The organism is uncultured Alistipes sp. (assembly GCF_949296715.1).
In the GTDB taxonomy this organism is placed as follows: domain Bacteria; phylum Bacteroidota; class Bacteroidia; order Bacteroidales; family Rikenellaceae; genus Alistipes.
The window spans coordinates 19,270-39,446 of record NZ_CASFQD010000013.1 but is presented as its reverse complement, the minus strand read 5'-3'; the positions used below and the strand labels follow the sequence as shown (position 1 = coordinate 39,446).

The following is a 20,177-nucleotide window of genomic DNA, read 5'->3' as shown; positions in this document are numbered from 1 at the left end:
AGGTGCGCACTAATTCTTTTTGGTCCAGAACAGATCCACCGACTCGTTGTCGACGCCGCCCAGCATCGCAACGGCTGCGGCATAGTTGGCCGCATTGAGGTTCTTCTCCGTGTAGGGGTAGCGCAGACGGCGCATGCCGCGGAAATTGTCGGTGATCGTGCCTCCGCTCAGGTTGTCGATGGCCGGAGCCAGCTCGGGATAGCCCGTGCGGCGGAACTCGGCCCACGCCTCGAGGCCCATCGGGTAGTTGGCGATCCACTTCTGGGTGATGATCCGCTCGAGGTTCTTCTCCATGCCGTCGGCATCGTTCCACTTGATCTTGACGTCGGTCGCACGGTCGTAGTCGTAGAGCGCGCCACGCGGGTCGTCATGCCCGGCAGGGGTCGAGGTCTCGTCGGCCAGGTAGGCCTCGATCGACTTCGTGTCGATACCGTACTGCTCCATCGACAGCCGGACACCCGCCTCGTAGTAGCTCTGTGCCGTGTTGCTGACGCTCCAGCCCCTCAACGCCATCTCGGCCTTCAGGAAGCTGGTCTCGGCGGCCACGAAGACCGGCAGGGCGTCGCCCGACTCGATGTTGGGCAGCGAATAGGAGGCCACGTCGAGTTTCTCGAAGGAGGCCGAACCGGCACGCATGCCGATATAGCCGCCGCCGGAGAAAGTCGACGCCTGGAAATAGGCGCTGCAACGGGGATCGTTGTAACCGGTCATGTAGTCGACGATCGAGGCGTTGACGCGCAGGTCGCCCCACGAGGCCGAGGCCAGCTGGTAGGGGTTGCCCTGCGTGCCGGGGTCCATCATCGCGTTCTGCGCGTTGGTCTCGATCAGTCCCGCGGGATGGGTGACGGCACTCTCGGCCGCCTCGCGGTCACCGATCCGCACCGCCAGGCGCAGGCACAGCGAATTGGCCAGACGGGCCCACAGCCCATAGTCGCCGCCGTAGATCGGGTCGTTCGAGGCAAAGGGCTTCGACGACGGATAGAGCAGTGCGTAGTTGTTCAGCGTCGTGGCCGCATCCGACAGGTCGGCAAAGATGTTGGCATAGACCTCCTCCGGAGCGTCGTACTCCACGTAGAACGATCCGTCGTTGACCTTGCTGTAGGGGATCGGGCCGTACATGTCGGCCACGCGCATCATCACGGCGGCACGCACGAGCTGGGCCATGGCGTAATAGTGGCCCGAGCCGCTGGTGCTCTCCTTGATGTCGAAGAAGTTGGCATAGATGTCCTCGAACATCGTGTTGTAGGGCGTGGCGTTCCACGCATCCGAGGCGTTGAACGTATCGAAGTTCTGACCGCCCCAGCGGTTCGAGCAGGTGAAGTAGCCGCCGAGCGACCCGACCATCTGATCGACCATCTGGGAGTCGTTCTGCTGTACGTACATCATGGCGTCGAGCATCGTGGGAAGCAGGACGTTGGGCTGAGCTTCGTAGATCGCATACGGATCGCTGTTGTACTCTTCGAAGTTGCCCGTACATCCGACAGCTCCGCATCCGAGCATCAGAACCAGGCCTAAAACTTTATAAATGCTTTTCATAATGAGGATCGGTTTAGAATTGCAGTTTCACATTAAATCCGAAATTGCGCGTGCTCGGCTGCATGAAGTAGTCGACATTCTGGTAGTAGGTGTTGTTCGTCGCCGACGAGAGTTCCGGATCGAAGGGCGCCTTGCAATAGATCATCCAGAGGTTGCGGGCCACCAGACCCACCGTAAGCCGGGCCTTGTTGCGGAACCACCGCTGCGGAAGCGTGTAGGCAAGGCTCAACTCCTGCAGACGCACGTTCGTCGCGCTGTACAGATAGTAGGCGCCGTAACCGCCGTAGGCCGTCGAGATCGTCTGATAGTAGCTCCGTGCATCGACCTTGCCGTAGTTGATCGCCACGCCGCCGGCCTCGCGCGCGTCGGCCGTGGCCTGCGATGCGCCGTAGTAGTCGAGGATACCCTGCGTTGCCGAGTAGGCCAGGCCGCCGATGCGGGCCGTCAGCACGACGCCCAGCTCGAGTCCCTTCCAACCGAAGTTGTTGCTCCAGCCCATCGTGTAGTCGGGCGAGAGGTGGCCCACCTTGCGGAAGTCGGTCTCGGTCATCGAGAGTTCGCCGCTCGAGGGGTTCACCAGGATGTTGCCGTTCAGGTCGCGGGCCAGTTCGTGGTTGATGTAGATGTCGCTCATCGTACCGCCCGTGCGCAGGATCACCTGCGGAGCGACGTTCGACTGTCCGAGCCAGTCCTTCTGGATCTCGTCGCCGGCCAGGGTCTCGCCCGTCACGGGATTGAGTTCTCCGGCACCCAGGCTGTTGATCCGGTTGCGGTTGAGCGTGAAGGTGTATGCGCTGCCCCAGGTGAAGTCGCCCCACTTGTTGTTGTAGCTCAGGGCCAGCTCGACGCCCTGGTTCTGCACGTCACCCGTCTGCACGACCACCTGGTTGTATCCCGACGAGGAGGGAAGCGTGGCGTAGATCGTCTGGTGGTAGGTGTTCGAACGGTAGTAGGTCACGTCGAGGTTGAGGTGCCCGAAGAAGCGGGCGTTCAGACCGACCTCCCACGACTTGGTGTCCTCGGGCTGCAGGTCGTAGGCCGGGTAGGTCGAGGGCTTGGACCAGTTCTGCGTCTGGCTGTTGAACGAGTAGGCCGGATTCGAGAGGTAGCGGTCGAAGGCCGAGGCCACGCGCGAATACGATCCGCGGACCTTCAGGAACGAGAACCAGTCGGGCAGCTCGACCATGTTCGACACGACGGCCGAGAGACCTGCCGAAGGATAGAAGAACGAGGAGTTGTTCGAGAAGGCCAGCTGCGACGACCAGTCGTTGCGGCCGGTGACCGTCAGGTAGAGCATCGAGCGCCAGCCGATTTCGGCCGAAGCGAAGATCGACTGCTCCTGATCGTGCCAGCCGCTCTGGATGGGTTTGTACTTGCTCTCGTAGTTGACGTTGTTCATGGTGAACAGGTTGGTGATGTTCAGGTTGCCCGAACCGCCCTGCTCCTCGAAACGCTGGTCGTCGATCGACGCACCGATGTTGGCCGTCAGGGTCCAGTCGTCGCCGAAGCGCTTGTCGATGTTGAGCATCACGTCGCCGTAGAAGCTGCGGTCATGCTGCGTATAGTCCTCGTATCCGCCGTTGGCGTCGCAGAAGGTCGTCAGCGTCGAGGCGTAGAGCTTCTTCGTCATGCGGTACTCCGAGTTGTCGACGCGCACGCGGCCCGTCACGTTCATCCAGTCGGTAATGTTCCACTTGAGCGACGCGTTGAGCATGTAGCGGCGCTTGTTCGTCTCGCGCTGCATGCGCTTCTGAATCCAGTAGGGGTTCTGCATGTTGTGCGCACCCTCGCCGTAGGGCCAGTACTGGGTCATGTAGCCGCGCACGGGGTCCCAGCGCTCGAACAGGCGGATTTCGTCGAAGTCGTCGCTGCGCGGGAAGAGGTAGAGCGACGGCAGCGGGTTGTAGTAGCTGCCCTGCGAAACCATATTGGCATCCTGCTGGATGATGAAGCTCGCACCGAGGTCCAGCACCAGCTTGTCCTTGGCGAACGTCGTGGTGTTGCGCGCCGTGAAGTTGTAACGGTCATACGAGTTCTCGGGGATGATGCCGGTGCTGTTGGTCGTCGAGACCGACAGGTAGGTCTGGTTCTTCTCGTTGCCCGTCGAGACGGAGGCCGAGTTGATGATGTTGGTTCCCGTGTTGAAGAACTTGCGGACGTCGAAGTTGCTGTTGATCCTGTCGCCCCAGTTCTCCATACCGGCATTCGTACCGTAGCTGGTCTGCATTTCGGGCAACATGTAGACCTTCGAGAAGGTCGTGCTGTTGCTGATGTTGACGATCGTGCGGTTCTTTTCGCCCCGCTTGGTGTTGATGAGCACCACGCCGTTGGCGGCATCCGATCCGTAAAGGGCCGCAGCCGAGGGACCGGTCAGCATGTTGATCGACTCGATGTCCTCGGGGTTGATGTCGGCGATGCTCTCCGAACCGGTCTGCACGTCCATCGTGCCGCCCTCGCCGCCGAAGTTGCGGTTGTACATCGGAATACCGTCGATCACGTAGAGCACGTTGTTGCTCTTCTCGATGGACTTCTCACCGCGCATGATCACGCGCACGCCGCCGCCGGGGCCGTTCGAGCCGCTGTTGATCTGTACGCCGGCGACCTTGCCCACCAGCGAGTTCATGAAGCTGGCGTCCTTGACCGTGGTCAGCTCCTCGGACTTGACCTGCTGCACGTTGTAGGCCAGGGCCTTCTCCTCGCGCTTGATACCGAGGGCCGTCACCACGACGTTCTCCACGACGACCGAGGAGTTCTGGAGCGTCACCCGGAAATCGGTGCGCGAGCCCACGCTCAACTCCTGGGGCTCGTAGCCGAGGTAGTTGACCTCCAGCACGGCCTCGGCCGCAGGGGCGGGCACCGTCAGGGCGAAGGAGCCGTCGACACCCGTCGAGACGCCGATCGTCGTGCCCTTCACGATGACCGAGGCCCCGATGACGGGCTGTCCGTCGCTGTCGAGCACCACGCCCTTCACATGGGCGGGTTCATTGCTGACGGGCGAAAGCGAAATGTATTTGCCGTCGATCTGGTAGGAGACGCCGGCAGCTTTGGCCATCTGCGCCAGCGCCTCGGACAGCGGCCGGGACACCACGTCGACGCTCACCTGTTTCTCGATGTTCACGTCGCGCTTCGAAAGGAAAAGGAACGGAGTCTGTTTCTCGATCTCCGTCATCACCTGCTTCAGGGGTACGTTCTGCAGCTGAATGGTCACGTTTTCGGACTGGGCGAATCCCCGCGCGCCCGAAAAAAGCATGCATAGAAGCAAAAGGAGGAAGTACGGGCTTTTTATCGGCCGTACATGTTTTTTAATCATACTGTTGGCTTTAGGTTAATGAAGTTTTAGCTGGACAACCGAATCGGAGTGTCATCCTTTCCGGCAGACGGCCTGGCGTCTGCCGTTTTCCCGCATGGAAACGGGCGGTGTGGAGGCGTTATTCTGACATAGGGTTCGAAGTTTGGTTTAATCGGGTTAGGTGTGGTTGGACGGGTGGTTGCAAGAGGACGGTCACCGGATGGTTATGTGCCGGTTGTCCGCGCTCTTCTCGTAGGTGAAGTCGCACGACATCTGCAGCAGCCGCAGGGCCGAGTCGATGCCGTCCGAGACACGTATCTTGCCGTAGTTGTATTCGATTACGGGCGGGATGTTCCGTTCGACGGCGATCTCGACGTCGAAGCTCCGCTCGAACTTGGCCATCAGCTCGAAGAAGGTCAGCCCGCGGATGCTGATGATCCCCTCGGTCCAGAGGAACTCGTCGGGGTCGTCGATGGGGCTGACGAGCAGCCGCCCGTGGCAGAGGCTGCAACATTCGTCGGGACGGAGCACGACGGGGGTGTTGCGCCCCGTGCGGTCCTCGACCCGGACGCTGCCCCGGAGCAGCGATGCGGAGAAGAGCCCGCGTGAGGCATCCGCCTCAACGGCGAATTTGGTGCCCAGCACGCGGACGTCGCAGGCGAAGGTCTCGACGACGAACGGACGGTCGGCATCGTGCGCGACATCGAACATCGCCTCGCCCGTCACCTTCACGCGGCGTTCGCCGCGCAGGAAGGCCGCAGGATACTCCAGCCGTGCCCCGGCATTGAGCCATACCTTTGTGCCGTCGTCCAGATTCAGGCTCAAATAATGGCCTGCGGGCACCTCGAGCGACGTCATGCGGCCGGCGAGGGAGACAAGGCAGTACTCGGACACGAGGTAGCCGACGCCCAAGATGAGCGCCACGACGGCCGCGGCCCGGAGCACATGGCGGACCACCCCGCGCAGCATCGGGAAACGCCGCGCGCCGGCTTTCTGCCGCGGCGCATGGAGCACCGAGGCGCAGAACGCCTTGTCGAGGGCGTTCAGTTCCTGCCGGTTCTTCTCGTCGGCAGCCAGCCAGGCGAGCACCTCCCGCATTTCGGCTTCCGACGCGGTATTGTCGAGGTATCTGTTGAGCTTGTCGAGGTCCATTTTCCTTCCGGATTTATAATAAAAACGAACGCGCCCGATTCCCAATCGAAACGCGTCATTTTGATTAAAAAATATTTTTAGGAACTCCCTCTTCCGACCGGCTTACGGCCGCAGGGTGCCCGTCAGGAGAAGGAGCACGGGCAGGTAGTCCTTCAGATGCAGCCGCAGCTGTTTCACCGCCTTCACCAGCTCGAACTCGACCCGCCGTTCCGAAATTCCGAACCGCGCGGCGATTTCGCGGTAGCTCTCGCCCGAGAAGCGGTGCGCAATGAAGATCAGGCGGGTCTGCTCGGGAAGCGTCTCCAGCGCACGGTTCACCAGATCGTGGACCTCTCCGGAGAAGAGCTCCTTCGGCTCGATGGCCTCCAGCGAGTGGATATCCTCGGCGATCAGCTGCTTGCGGAAACGGTTGATCTCCGATTCGATCTTCAGGTGGAGGCTCTGGGCCCGGAGATGGTCGAGGCATCGGTTGCGCAGGATCGTGAAGATGAGTGAGGCGCAGGCCGAGTCGGTGATCGGCGGAGTGATCCGCGCCCGCGACTCCCAGAAAGCCATGAAACTGTCGGAAACCAGGTCCTCGGCCACGGAAGCGCTCCGCACGTAGCGGCGGGCGATGATTTCGAAACGCTCCCTGTAGTCGACAAACAGGCGACCGAACTCCGCCGCCGTCAATACCATATGTTCCGGGTTCTGCATAACGCTCATTTTTCCGGCTTTTCCGGTGCAACCCCCTCCCACAGCCTCTCTCCCGCATCCATTCCGGAGAGCCCGGTCTTCGGAAAGAGCGGGCTCATACAGCCTGTTCGAAAGACAAAAATAACCAACTTTTCGAGGATTCGGCTAAAAATTTCACCTCTTTTTTGTTTTTGCCCCTCGCCGCCGGCAGCCGGGAAGACCGCCATCGGGAGGATTCGGCCGGCGGCGAAGCGACATAAGCGGCCTCCTCTTTTCCACACCGGACCGTATACGGTCCGAGGCAGCATGCCGGCCGCGGGCGCCGGGTGCAGCAGGGCCATAAGCAATCCGGCCGGAGGGGGGGGCGGTCCGGACGCGGCCAACCCGGCTTTGGACAGTGCAGAGCCTTTTTTTGGAGGGGGAGGGCAACAGGAGAGAGCCTCCGGCGATACAGGGGTTCCGGAGGCTGCGGCCGGACACACTCACCGATAAAATCCGCGATTCGGGCCCGGAAGCAGAAAAAAAGACGGAACCGGCCGTTTTTTTCGTATCTTTGTAAATACTTATAAATTTCTACTGCCATGAAACCGCTGATTTGCACCCTCCTGACGGGTCTGCTGTGTCTCCTGTCGGTTTCGGATGTTCGTGCGGACAACGAAGGCGACGGCTACACGTTCGATTTCGACTCCTTTTTCGGGACCTCCTACGTCTCTTCGCCGACATTCCACGAATCCGGCGGCACGGACCTTACCTTCACGCTCTCCTATGAACTCGGGCAGGCCCCGCTTCTGTCGATATCCATGGACAGCGCCCGGAAGGCCTTTTTCCTGCTGCGCGAGCAGGCATCGGACTATACGTATCTCTATTTTACGCTGTCAAACGGAGAAATCATACAGGTCCGGAATCTGATGGGGTCCATCAGCGCAACGCTGAACGACGATGGCGAGACCGTCTGTGTATCGGCGACGTTCCAGGTCGACAAGTGCCAGTCGGACTCCTCGGCCGCGCATCCGGATGCGGCCTATTTTCTCCAACGCTTCTCGCGGTACGACATCCGGCAGATATCGATCATGAAGAGCCCGTCGGAAGGGTTCAATTTCGGCATAGAGACCCCCTCGGCCGCCGTCATCACCAGGATGTGCGACCTTCTGAAGGAGAATATCGAGGTAAGGCCCAGCGACGGATTCGGCGAATAACGGGCCGTCCTTTCCCGGAACGGAGACAAACGAAAAACCTCAAATGGCTGCGTGTCATTTGAGGTTTTTCAGCATCAGCACCCGGAGCTGCCGGTGATTCACCCCGCGGCTGCAGGCAACCGGGGCCTTACGACGGATTATTCCTGAAAAGGGAGGAGCCCCTTCCCGAAATGGATATTCTTGCCGGCCGAAATTGCAGCAACAGATCGGCAGTATGAAATTTTTTGTTTATTTTTACAAAAAATATCGTCTTTTTTATCCGCTTTCCCGCCATGATCGAACGACCCATCGGAATCATACTCCTGACCTTTATGGTCTCGGCCTGCAGCCCCAATACTCCGTATCCGCGCGACGTCGAACGGCAGATCGAGGAACTCGACCGCACGATCGACGAACGGGACCGCTTCGAGACAATCAAAACCCAGTATATCGACCGAATCAAGGCCAAACTCACCCCGGGATGCACCGATATGCAGCGTTACGGGATTTACGACAACCTCTACGACGAATACTATCAGTACAATCTCGATTCGGCCACTTTCTACGCCCGGGTGAAGCTCGACGTGGCACGCAGAATCGGAACCCTCGCCATGAAGTTCGACGCCATACTCGACATTGCGGACCGCTATGTCCTCTCGGGCATGTATGTCGAAGCCCGGGAGTATCTCTCCCAGATCGACTCGACACAACTACCCTACGACCTCATGCCGCGTTACTATCACGTCTACCACGCCTTCTACGACGGAATGGCCACCAACGCCGCAGACCCCCTCTGCCGGGACGAATATCGCCGTCTGAAAAGGACCTACCAACGGCTGCTCTACGAAAAACTCGGCGAGGACGACATCGCGCGACTCTATCTGCTCACCGACATGCTCTGCGAGGCGGGGAGAGCATCCGAAGCCCTGCAGGGTCTGAAGGACCGCTACGACGCCGCCGCAACCACTCTCCACGAGCGGGCCATCCTCACCTATCTCATCGCCACGGTCCACCAGCAGAACGGAAACACGATGGATGCCATCCGTTATTACACGGAGAGCGCCATTCACGATCTGAAAACCCCCGTACACGAATACCGCTCGCTCTACGAACTGGCCTCGCTGCTGTACAAAGCCGGGGACGTCGAACGCGCCTACCGTTATATCACCTGCTCGGGAAACGACGCCATGACGGTCAACGCCCTGAACAACATCCACTCGATCAACCGCCTGCTGCCGATCATCTCCGAATCCTACAACAAACAGATGACTCGCAAACGGACGCAGCTCAACCGGGCGCTATGGAGCGTCAGCATTCTCTCGCTGCTCTTCATTGCCGTGGCCCTCATTGCCTTCCGTGACAAGCGGCGCGCCTCCGAGGCCGAACGGAAAACCCGCGAAATCAACGAAAAGCTCAGTCTCGCCAATACCCGTCTCCAAAAGTACATCGGACTCCTGCAGGAGTCGAACAATATCAAGGAGTCCTATCTGGGACGCTATCTTGATCTCTGTTCGGAGTATATCGGGCGAATTGAGACCTACCGCTCGCAACTTCTGCACATCGCCCGGGAGGGCGGAATGGCCGAACTCCAGAAGGTCCTCCGATCGACGGCCTTCATCGAGTCGGAACTCAACGAATTCTACGCCAAGTTCGACGCCACGTTCCTGCACCTCTTCCCCGACTTCGTGGACCAGTTCAACCAACTCCTCCAGCCCGACAAACGCATCGAAACCATCCCGGGTGAGATGCTCCTGACAACCGAATTGAGAATCTTCGCTCTGATCCGGCTCGGGATCAACGATTCGGTGAAAATCGCCGAATTCCTCCGGCGCTCCGTCTCCACGGTCTATAACTACCGCGTCAAGATGAGAAATGCCGCACTCGTCAGTCGCGAAGAGTTCGAAAAACAGGTCATGTGCATCGGACGTCTTTCATAAACAACTACTATTTTCCCCCTGAACGGCTCGATTAACATATTGTTAACGAGCCGTTTGATTTTCAAACGACACTACTATTGCATTCCAAGTCTCTCGTTCGGCAAACTATGTCGGCTAATTTTGATATACCGCTGTACAAAGCCTCGTTTCGAGGCGCTGCAGAGGACCGAAACCCCAAAATTCAAACCTAAAACAACTCGTATGAAAAGGTTGTACCAAACCTTGCGCTCCGGATTCACGCTCTGCGTGGGGAGCCTTCTCCTCACTCTGGCGACAGGCCTCCCGGCCATGGCCCAGAAGATCACGGTAAACGGTACGATCCGCGACGCCGCAGGAAGTCCCGTCGTCGGCGCCTCGATCGTCGACCTGAAAAATCCCGCATCGGGAACCTCGTCCGGAATCGACGGCGTCTTCTCGCTCTCGGTCGATCCGAAGGCCGAACTCGAAGTCTCGTTCATCGGATACCGCTCGCAAAGGATTCCCCTGAACAACCGGACCCAACTCGAAATCATCCTCGAAGAGGATAACGCACAGATCGACGAAGTGGTCGTTGTCGGATACGGCACCATGCGGAAGAACGACCTCACGGGCGCCATTGCCTCGGTCGGCAGCAAGCAGATCCGCGATACCCCGGTGGCAAACGTCGGACAGGCCCTCCAGGGCAAGATATCCGGTGTGCAGATCGTCGACGCCGGAAAACCCGGTGACAACGTCACGATCAAGATCCGCGGTCTGGGAACCATCAACGACAGCGATCCGCTCGTCGTGATCGACGGTGTCCCCACCGACCTCGGACTCACCTCGCTCAACATGGCCGACATCGACCGCATCGACGTGTTGAAGGATGCCTCGGCAACGGCCATCTACGGAGCCCGCGGAGCCAACGGCGTGGTGATGGTCACCACCAAACGCGGACAGTCGGGCGAAGGGAGACTCTCCGTGACGGCCAACTGGGCCATACAGAACGTCACGAGCATTCCCGAAATGCTCAACGCCTCGGAGTATGCCGCCTATTCGAACGACATGCTCTCGGCCGCAGGCCTGGCCACAAACCCCTCCTGGAGCAATCCTTCGTCGCTGGGCAAAGGCACCGACTGGCTCAAAGAGCTTTTCCAGACCGGCGTCATGCAGAACTACACGGTCAGTTATTCCGGCGGCAACGAAAAGTCGCACTACTATGTCTCGGGAGGATTTCTCGATCAGAGCGGCACGGTCCGTTCGGTGAACTACCAACGCTTCACCTTCCAGAACAACAACGACACGCAGCTCTTCCGCTGGCTGAAGCTCTCGAACAACATCACCTTCTCGACCGACAAGAAATCGGCCGGGTCCTACTCGATCAGCGACGCCATGAAGGCCCTGCCCACCCAGTCGGTAAAAGATGCTGACGGCTCGTGGAGCGGCCCTGAAGGGAACTCCTACTGGTACGGCGACATCCGCAACCCGATCGGCACGCTCTACACCAACGACAACGTCACCAAGGGCTACAACTTCCTGGCCAACATCTCGGCCGAAGTGACCCTCTTCCCCTGGCTGCGATTCAAGAGCACATTCGGATACGACGCCAAGATGTGGTACAACGACAACTTCTCGCAGGCCTACGACTACAGCCCCACGCCCGTCGAGGAGACGACCCGCTATCAGGACACGAACAAGTCGTTCACCTATCTCTGGGACAACTACTTCACCTTCGAACGCACGTTCGCCGACAAACACGACGTAAGCCTCATGGTCGGAAGCTCCGCCCAGTGGAACCGCACCGATGCGTTCAACGCCACGATGGCGGGATTCCTGTTCGACAGCGTCCATGAATTCGACAACGGAACCACGATGAAGGACATCGGAGGTTCGTCGAGCGACTGGGCCCTGCTCTCGTTCATGGCCCGTCTGAACTACACCTATGACGACCGTTTTCTCCTGACGGCCACCTTCCGCCGCGACGGTTCTTCGCGCTTCGGCCCCGACCACCGCTGGGGCAACTTCCCCTCGGTATCCGCCGCATGGCGAATCTCCCGCGAACGCTGGTTCCCGCAGGATTCGTTTGTCAGCGACCTCAAGCTCCGGGCCGGATACGGAATCACCGGTAACGAAAAGATCGGTTCCTACTCCTACATCTCGACCTACAGCACCGGCTCCTACATCTTCGGTTCGAACATTGTCTCAACGCTCATGGCCAAGACCATGGCCAATCCCACGATCCACTGGGAGGAGGTCCGCCAGAGCAACATCGGCCTCGACGCCTCACTCTTCAACTCGCGGCTGAACTTCTCGGTCGACGCCTACATCAAAAACACGGCCGACATGCTCGTCAAGGCCGCCATTCCGATCACTTCGGGATTCGAGGACACGACCACGACCTACACCAACGCCGGCAAGGTGCGGAACAAGGGTGTCGAGATGTCGCTGCGCTCGATCAACTTCGACGGACGCAACGGAGGCCTCCGCTGGGAAACCACCGTGACGGCCACCTTCAACCGCAACCGCATCGTAAGCCTGAACAGCGACACGCCGCTCTATCAGAACGAGATCAACGGAGCCTACGTAACCATGCAGCGCAACGGTTCGCCCATCAACGTCTTCTACGGGTATGTCACCGACGGACTGTTCCAGACCCAGGAGGAGGTCGACAATCACGCCTTCCAGGAGAACGGGACCGCCCCGGGCGACATCCGCTTCAAGGACCTGAACAACGACGGCGTGATCAACGACGAGGACCGCACCATTATCGGCGATCCCAATCCCGACTGGATGTTCTCGATGATCAACGACTTCTCGTGGAAGGGATTTGACCTGTCGATCTACCTTCAGGGCGTCACCGGGAACGACATTTTCAACGCCACCAACATCACCACCGAAGGCATGTCCTCGGCTCACAACCAAACCGCTTCGGTCCGCTACCGCTGGGTAGGCTACGGCACGAGCACCGTAATGCCCCGCGCCGTCTACGGAGACCCGAACCATAACGCCCGCATCTCAAACCGCTTCGTCGAGGACGGGTCCTACCTGCGAATCAAGAACATCACCCTCGGGTACACCCTTCCCGCACGGTGGGTGAAACGCCTGCACATCCAGAACGCGCGGATCTACTTCTCATGCGAAAACCTCGCCACGCTGACCAAATACACCGGATTCGACCCTGAAATCGGAATCAACGGAATCGACAACGGAACCTATCCGGTTTCCCGCACCTTCAGCCTGGGTGTTAACTTCAACTTCTAAACCGACGCGAACCATGAAAAAGATTCTCATATCCCTGTATACAATTCTTGCGCTGTCGGCCACTTCGTGCAGCGATTTCCTCGACAGCCATCCCTCCTACGCCGTGGATACCGACGTCGCCGTCACGGACGAGGTCGCCGAGGCGCTGACCAACGCCTGCTACACTCCGCTGCAGTCGTCAAATCTCTACAACATGCGCATCTGGTCGCTCGACATCATCGCCGGGAACTCCGATGTCGGCGGAGGCGGAGGCGAGGACGGCATCGAAACTGTCCAGTGCGCCAACTTCGCTGCGGCCAGCGACAACGCCTACGCCCTCTACGTATGGCGCTCGCCGTGGGTCGGAATCGGCCAGTGCAACATCGTGATCAACAGCCTCTCGCCCGAAGGCCTCTCTACGGATATCTACAACCGTTCGATGGGTGAAGCCTACTTCCTGCGCGCCCACTACTACTACATTCTCGTTCGGCTGTTCGGCGGCGTGCCCCTGCGGCTGGAGCCCTACAACGCCGGTGAATCCACGGCCATCGCCCGGGCTTCGCTCGCCGATTGCTACGAGCAGATCATTGCCGACTGCAAGCAGGCCATCTCGCTCCTTCCGGCCAAGAGCAGCTACTCGTCCGAGGACTACAACCGCGTCTCGAAGGATGCCGCCCTCACGATGCTGGCCGACATCTACCTGACCTGGCAGCCCGAAACCCACTACGGCGACGTCGTCTCGCTCTGCGAGCAGATAGAGGCCCTGGGGTATGACCTCACCCGCTGCAACTTCGCCGACAACTTCGGGATCGCCGCCGAAACCAGTCCCGAAGCGATCTTCACGGTGGGCTACTCGGGCAGCACGCAGTATGACTTCTGGGGCAGCGACAACCAGGCGTCGTGGCTCTCGACCTACATGGGCCCCCGTAACTCGAACCTCGTGGCCGGCAGCTACGGATGGAATCTCCCGACCGACGAATTCATGGAGCAATGGGAGGAGGGCGATCTGCGCAAGGACGTCACGGTGCTCTACGACGGATGTCCGGCATTCGACGGCACGGAGTATCAGAAATCGTGGTCGAATACGGGGTACAACGTCCGCAAGTTCCTCGTCTCGAAGAGCGATTCGCCCGAGTACAACACCAACCCCTCGGATTTCATCGTCTACCGCTATGCCGACGTTCTGCTCATGAAAGCCGAAGCGCTCAACGAGCAGGGGCTGACCGATGACGCCTGCACGCCGCTCAACATCGTCCGTGCGCGCGCCGGGCTCCCCTCGATCGGCAAGGGCCGCACGCAGGAGGAGATGCGCGAACTGATCATCCACGAACGCCGCATGGAGCTTGCCTTCGAAGGACACCGCTGGTTCGACATGGTGCGCATCGACGACGGCAACTATGCCCTCGAATTCCTCCAGTCGATCGGCAAGAGCATCACCCGAGAACGACTGCTGCTCCCCATTCCCCAGACCGAGATCGACTCGAACAGCGCCATGGAGCAAAATCCCGGTTATTGATCCCCCTCAACCCGAAAAAAACAAATACCAAAGATGAAACGCACATTCTTACAGATACAGCTGCTCCTGACGGTGCTCTGCGCAGGAGCCTGCTCGGAGAGGCTGACCGAGACTTCGAAGGGTGAAACGCCGCTGGCCCTCACCGCTTCGCAGACGGAGATTCTGCTCGACGAACGCCAATACGCCACGACGGCCCTCTCGCTGACCTGGACCACCGGAACCAACTACGGTACCGGAAACGCCATCGACTATACGCTCGAAATCGCCCCCGCGGAATCCGACTACGCCGACGGAGTGGCGATCGAGGCCGGACGCAGGGTCTATGCCCAAAGCTACACGGTCACCGAACTGAACGACCTGCTGCGCGGAGAGTTCGGCGCCGCAAGCGGTGTTGCCGCCGAATACAAGGCTCGGGTGACGGCCCGGGTGGCGGCCGACGAGAGGACGCAGCAGTCCGAAATCCGATTCGAAGCCACGCCCTACGAGCCCGTAACCGAGACGCTCTATATGATCGGCGACGCCACCTCTACGGGATGGTCCGTCGACGCCCCCGAGGCGCTGAAACGCTCCCAGCCGGGACTTTTCACCTGGACCGGCAACCTCAAGGCCGGTGAACTGAAGTTCATCACCACGCAGGGCGCGTTTCTCCCTTCGTACAACCGCGACGCCACGGCCGACGACGACTGGACACTTGTCTACCGCGATTCGGACGACGATCCCGATGAAAAGTTCATCATCGCCGAGGAGGGCGGCTACACCCTGACGGTGGACTTGCTCAACCTCACCCTCGGGATCGAGACGGCGGACGTCAACACCCCTCCCTTCAGCCGCATCTATTTCGTGAGCGAGGCCAACAGCTGGAGTTTCGAACCCATGACGCAGGACCCCGTCAACCCCTTCATCTTCCGCTACGGCGCCGAGATCGGGAACGGTCAGTTCAAGTTCGGAACCGCCGAGGGTTCGTGGGAGAACATGTACAAGACCGACGTCGACAACGCGGACTACACCCACACGACCGTGGTCTTCGTCCCGGGATTCGACCCCGACAACAAATGGCTGCTTTACGCCGACACTCCCAACAAGCCCTACAAGATCGCGCTCGACATCACGCCCGACGCCGAGTCGATGGTCATGACGGAGTTCACCCCCTACGCACAGATCTGGATGATCGGCGACGCCACGCCGAACGGCTGGTCGCTCGATGCAGCAACCCCAATGCAGAAGGGCGGGGACAACTACACCTTTACCTGGACCGGGACGCTCTCCAGCGGTGAATTGAAATTCACCTGCGACTGCCAAAGCGACTGGAACGGGGCCTGGTTCATGGCATCGGAGGAGAACAAAGTCTTCGAGGCCGGCAGCGAAACGATCTGTTTCGTGGACAAGCAGCTCCCCGAAAACGCCAGCGTCGACCGCAAATGGAAAGTCTCGGCCGGAAACTACACCATTGTCCTGAACCAGCTGACCGAAACCATGACCGTCACGAAAAACTGACACGAACGAACACGATTATGAAACGGAATATGTTTTTAAGCGCAATTCTCGCAGGATTCCTGCTGGTATCCTGCAACAAGGAGGAAGGATACACGGGATTCGTGGATCCCGATGCCGGCAAGAACGTCGAAATTACCCTCTCGACCGACAAGGCGGCATACGCCCCCGGGGAGACCGTCTTTTTCACGGCCAGCCAGATGCCCGCCGGGGCCATCTACATCCGTTACCGCCACCTGGGCGAGAACCTCGGCGAACAGGCCGCAACGGGAACCTCCTGGACCTGGACGGCCCCTGACGAGGACTTCACCGGATACCTCGTCGAAATCTACCGGAAGAGCAGCGAGGGGGAAACCACCCTGGCAACGATCGGCGTCGACGTCTCGAGCGACTGGAGCCGCTTCCCGCGCTACGGATTTCTCTCGTCGTTCGGTGAGATGCCCCAGAGCGGCATCGAGGGGGTGATCGACAATCTCAACCGCCACCACATCAACGGCGTGCAGTTCCAGGACTGGCACTACAAGCATCACTGGCCGCTGGGCGGCACGCGCGAGAACCCGCTGTCGAGCTATCTCGACATCGCCAGCCGCACCACCTATCTCTCAACCCTGCAGGCCTACATCGAAAAGATACACTCTTGCGGCATGAAGGCCATCTTCTACAACCTCTGCTTCGGGGCGCTGGACGACGCGGCCCAGGACGGCGTCAACGAACGCTGGTACATCTTCCAGGACAACAAACACACACAGAAGGATGTACATGCATTGAGCGCGCCGTTCAAGAGTTCGATCTACCTGCTCGATCCCGGCAACGGCGAGTGGCAGGAATATATCGGCGAGCGCAACGACGACGTCTATGCGGTCCTTGACTTCGACGGATACCAGATCGACCAGCTCGGAAACCGCGGGACCCGTTACAACTACGACGGGCAGACGGTCGACCTGCCGGGCGGATACGCCTCGTTCATCCATGCCATGAAGGGCCTCCATCCCCAAAAGCGGCTTGTGATGAACGCCGTGAGCGGCTACGGAGCCGAACAGATCGCCGGGACCGGCAAGGTCGACTTCTGCTACAACGAGATGTGGGGCGGCGAGGATCAGTTCACCGACCTGCGCGCCACGATCGAAGCCAACGACACCTACAGCGGCGGAACCCTCAAGACCGTCTTTGCGGCCTACATGAACTACGATCTGGCCAACAACATGGGGACGTTCAACACCCCGGGCGTGCTGCTGACCAATGCCGTGATCTTCGCGCTCGGAGGTTCACACCTCGAACTGGGCGAACACATGCTCTGCAAGGAGTATTTCCCGAACAGCAACTTAGGCATGAGTTCCGAACTGCAGGAGGCCATGATCGCCTATTACGACTTCCTGGTGGCCTACGAGAACCTGCTGCGCGACGGCGGCGAGCTGAACGACGTGACGGTCCGATCGACCGACGGCAAGCTGAACTTCGCCGCATGGGCTCCGACGCTGGGAAATGTCGTCACGCTGGGACGCCGGGTCGGCGAGCGGCAGGTGATCCATCTGCTGAACTTCTCGCAGGCCAATTCGCTCTCGTGGCGTGATCTGAACGGCACGATGCCCGAACCGCAGACCGTGGAGTCGGCTACCGTGGAGATCGACACGCAACAACCCGTCGACCGGGTCTGGATGGCCTCGCCCGACATCAACGGCGGCGCCGTGCGCGAACTGGCCTTCGAGAAGACCGCCTCGGGAATCTCCGTCACCCTTCCCTCGATCAAATATTGGGACATGCTCGTGCTCGAACAGGACTAACCCCGACATACGATGAAATCTCTGCTGACAACGCTGGCGGCTCTGCTGCTCTCGGGAGCCACAGCACAGGCTCAGGAACTCCGGTCCCCGGACGGGAATCTGCTGATGCGCTTCTCGCTCGACGAAGCCGGTACGCCCCGTTACGAACTCCGCCGCGGCGACAAGGTCGTCGTAAAACCGAGCCGCATGGGCTTCCTGCTCCGCGGCAAGAGCGGCGCGGTACAGTTCGGCGGCGACGTGACGGCCGCGGCCCCTGCACGGCCGACCGAATCGCTCTGCAACGAATTCGAGGTCCTCGACACGCAGACCGACACGTTCGACGGGACATGGCAGCCCGTCTGGGGCGAGGAATCCTCGATCCGGAATCATTACAACGAACTCTGCGTCACGCTCCGGCAACCGCAGAGCGACCGCCGGATGGCGATCCGCTTCCGGCTCTTCGACGACGGGCTCGGATTCCGCTACGAATTCCCCGTACAGCCCAATCTGGTCTACTTCGTCATCGCCGACGAATGCACGGAGTTTGCCATGACGGGGGACCACACCGCCTGGTGGATTCCCGGCGACTACGACACCCAGGAGTACGACTACACCTGTTCGCGTCTCTCGGAGATCCGCGGCCACATGAGCGGGTCGATCACCGACAACCTCTCGCAGACGGCCTTTTCGCCCACCGGGGTGCAGACCTCCCTGCAACTGAAGACCGACGACGGACTCTACATCAACCTCCACGAGGCCGCACTGGTCAATTTCCCGGCCATGCACCTCGAGCTTGACGACCGCACGATGGTTTTCAAGGCACACTTGACACCCGACCCCAACGGCGACATGGCCTACATGCAGACCCCGGCCACGACCCCCTGGCGGACGGTGATCGTCTCGGACGATGCCCGCGACATCCTGGCCTCACGGCTCACGCTCAACCTGAACGAACCCTGCAGGATCGAGGATACGTCGTGGATCCGCCCCTGCAAATACGTGGGTGTCTGGTGGGAGATGATCACCGGCCGGAGCAGCTGGTCCTACACCGACGATCTGCAGAGCGTCCACCTCGACACGGATGACCTGACAAAGGTCAAGCCCAACGGCCGCCACGGCGCCACGACCGCCAACGTGAAACGCTACATCGATTTCGCAGCGGCTCACGGCCTGGATGCCGTGCTGGTCGAGGGTTGGAACATCGGCTGGGAGGACTGGTTCGGCAACATGAAGGACTACGTCTTCGACTTCGTGACCCCCTACCCCGACTTCGATGTCGAGGAGATTCAGCGCTACGCCGCCGAAAAGGGCGTGAAGATGATCATGCACCACGAGACTTCTGGGTCGGTCCGCAACTACGAACGCCACCTCGATACCGCCTACCGCTTCATGAACGAACACGGCTATCCGGCCGTCAAGTCGGGATACGTCGGCGACATCATCCCCAAGGGTTGCAACCACTACAACCAGTGGATGGTGAACCACTACCTCTACGCCGTGCAGAAAGCCGCCGACTACCGGATCATGGTCAATGCCCATGAAGCCGTGCGCCCAACGGGACTGTGCCGCACGTGGCCCAACCTGATCGGCAACGAATCGGCCCGCGGCACGGAGTACCAGGCTTTCGGAGGCTCGAAACCCTCGCACGTCACCGTACTGCCCTTCACGCGCCTCATCGGCGGCCCGATGGATTACACCCCGGGTATCTTCGAAATGGACATCTCGAAGATCAACCCTGAGAACCATTCGCACGCCAACTGTACGATCGCCAACCAGCTGGGCATCTACGTAGTAATGTCCTCGCCGTTGCAGATGGCCGCAGACCTGCCCGAGAACTACGAGCGTTTCCCCGATGCCTTCCGCTTCATCGAGGAGGTGGCGCTCGACTGGACGGAGAGCCGCTATCTGGAGGCCGAGCCGGGAGCCTACATCACCGTGGCCCGCAAGGCCAAGGATTCGGGCCGCTGGTTTGTGGGCAACGTCGCCGGCAAGGAACACCTCTCCGACATCCGCTTCGACTTCCTCGACCCGTCGAAAACCTATGTAGCGACGATCTATGCCGATGCCGAAGATGCCGACTACCGGAACAACCCGCAGGCCTACACGATCCGCGAGGTGCGCTGCACGTCGAAGAGCCGGCTGCGGCAACGGGCGGTCGAAGGGGGCGGCTATGCCATCTCGTTCCGCGAAGCAACCCCCGAGGACAACAAACTTCTCCGGCTGAAGTAATATCCCGCAGACAGATCGGGGCATGATTGCCCTGTTCAGGAAAAAGGAGCCATCCCTAATGCAGGTGATGGCTCCTTTTGCACGGAGGCTCCATGACATTCATTGAAAACGGGGGATTCCTTTGCGGCCGGTTTCGACCTTGATATTCGAAGCCGTCCTTGAGCATAATGCCTCACACTCTATCAGAATTGCTTTTTTGCACCATTAACGCATGCAAGC

Annotated in this window: 12 protein-coding genes; 7 read left to right on the top strand and 5 right to left on the bottom strand. The window is 59.9% G+C overall.

Annotated elements, in window-relative coordinates:
* Positions 1-9 precede the first annotated feature (9 nt).
* The 5 genes from Q1Y33_RS01635 to Q1Y33_RS01615 form a co-directional block, all read right to left on the bottom strand.
* Complete coding sequence (locus tag Q1Y33_RS01635; RefSeq protein WP_300797607.1) at positions 10-1,536, bottom strand: SusD/RagB family nutrient-binding outer membrane lipoprotein; 1,527 nt, start codon at positions 1,534-1,536, stop codon at positions 10-12.
* 13 nt (positions 1,537-1,549) lie between these two features.
* Complete coding sequence (locus tag Q1Y33_RS01630; RefSeq protein ID WP_300797605.1) at positions 1,550-4,846, bottom strand: SusC/RagA family TonB-linked outer membrane protein; 3,297 nt, start codon at positions 4,844-4,846, stop codon at positions 1,550-1,552.
* A 192-nt stretch (positions 4,847-5,038) separates the two neighbouring features.
* Positions 5,039-5,977 carry a FecR domain-containing protein gene (locus Q1Y33_RS01625; protein WP_300797603.1) on the bottom strand — a complete coding sequence of 313 codons (939 nt, stop codon included), beginning with the start codon at positions 5,975-5,977 and terminating at the stop codon, positions 5,039-5,041.
* Positions 5,978-6,079: 102 nt separating this feature from the next.
* Complete coding sequence (locus Q1Y33_RS01620) at positions 6,080-6,673, bottom strand: RNA polymerase sigma-70 factor (RefSeq protein ID WP_300797601.1); 594 nt, start codon at positions 6,671-6,673, stop codon at positions 6,080-6,082.
* 5 nt (positions 6,674-6,678) lie between these two features.
* Positions 6,679-6,993 carry a hypothetical protein gene (locus Q1Y33_RS01615; protein ID WP_300797600.1) on the bottom strand — a complete coding sequence of 105 codons (315 nt, stop codon included), beginning with the start codon at positions 6,991-6,993 and terminating at the stop codon, positions 6,679-6,681.
* A 240-nt stretch (positions 6,994-7,233) separates the two neighbouring features.
* On the opposite strand from Q1Y33_RS01615, the gene Q1Y33_RS01610 reads away from it, so the two are divergent.
* The 7 genes from Q1Y33_RS01610 (at position 7,234) to Q1Y33_RS01580 (ending at position 19,958) form a co-directional block, all read left to right on the top strand.
* On the top strand, positions 7,234-7,848 hold the full coding sequence (locus tag Q1Y33_RS01610) for a hypothetical protein (protein ID WP_300797598.1): 615 nt from the start codon (positions 7,234-7,236) through the stop codon (positions 7,846-7,848).
* A gap of 272 nt (positions 7,849-8,120) precedes the next feature.
* Positions 8,121-9,764: a DUF6377 domain-containing protein gene (locus Q1Y33_RS01605; RefSeq protein WP_300797596.1), complete on the top strand. Its 1,644-nt coding sequence runs from the start codon at positions 8,121-8,123 to the stop codon at positions 9,762-9,764.
* A gap of 201 nt (positions 9,765-9,965) precedes the next feature.
* Positions 9,966-12,983, top strand: a complete 3,018-nt coding sequence (locus Q1Y33_RS01600; protein ID WP_300797594.1) for a TonB-dependent receptor — start codon at positions 9,966-9,968, stop codon at positions 12,981-12,983.
* Positions 12,984-12,996: 13 nt separating this feature from the next.
* Positions 12,997-14,478, top strand: a complete 1,482-nt coding sequence (locus Q1Y33_RS01595; RefSeq protein WP_300797592.1) for a RagB/SusD family nutrient uptake outer membrane protein — start codon at positions 12,997-12,999, stop codon at positions 14,476-14,478.
* 33 nt (positions 14,479-14,511) lie between these two features.
* Positions 14,512-15,972 carry a SusF/SusE family outer membrane protein gene (locus tag Q1Y33_RS01590; protein ID WP_300797590.1) on the top strand — a complete coding sequence of 487 codons (1,461 nt, stop codon included), beginning with the start codon at positions 14,512-14,514 and terminating at the stop codon, positions 15,970-15,972.
* 17 nt (positions 15,973-15,989) lie between these two features.
* Complete coding sequence (locus Q1Y33_RS01585; RefSeq protein WP_300797588.1) at positions 15,990-17,750, top strand: glycoside hydrolase family 66 protein; 1,761 nt, start codon at positions 15,990-15,992, stop codon at positions 17,748-17,750.
* A 12-nt stretch (positions 17,751-17,762) separates the two neighbouring features.
* Complete coding sequence (locus tag Q1Y33_RS01580) at positions 17,763-19,958, top strand: glycoside hydrolase family 97 protein (protein ID WP_300797586.1); 2,196 nt, start codon at positions 17,763-17,765, stop codon at positions 19,956-19,958.
* Positions 19,959-20,177: the final 219 nt, after the last annotated feature.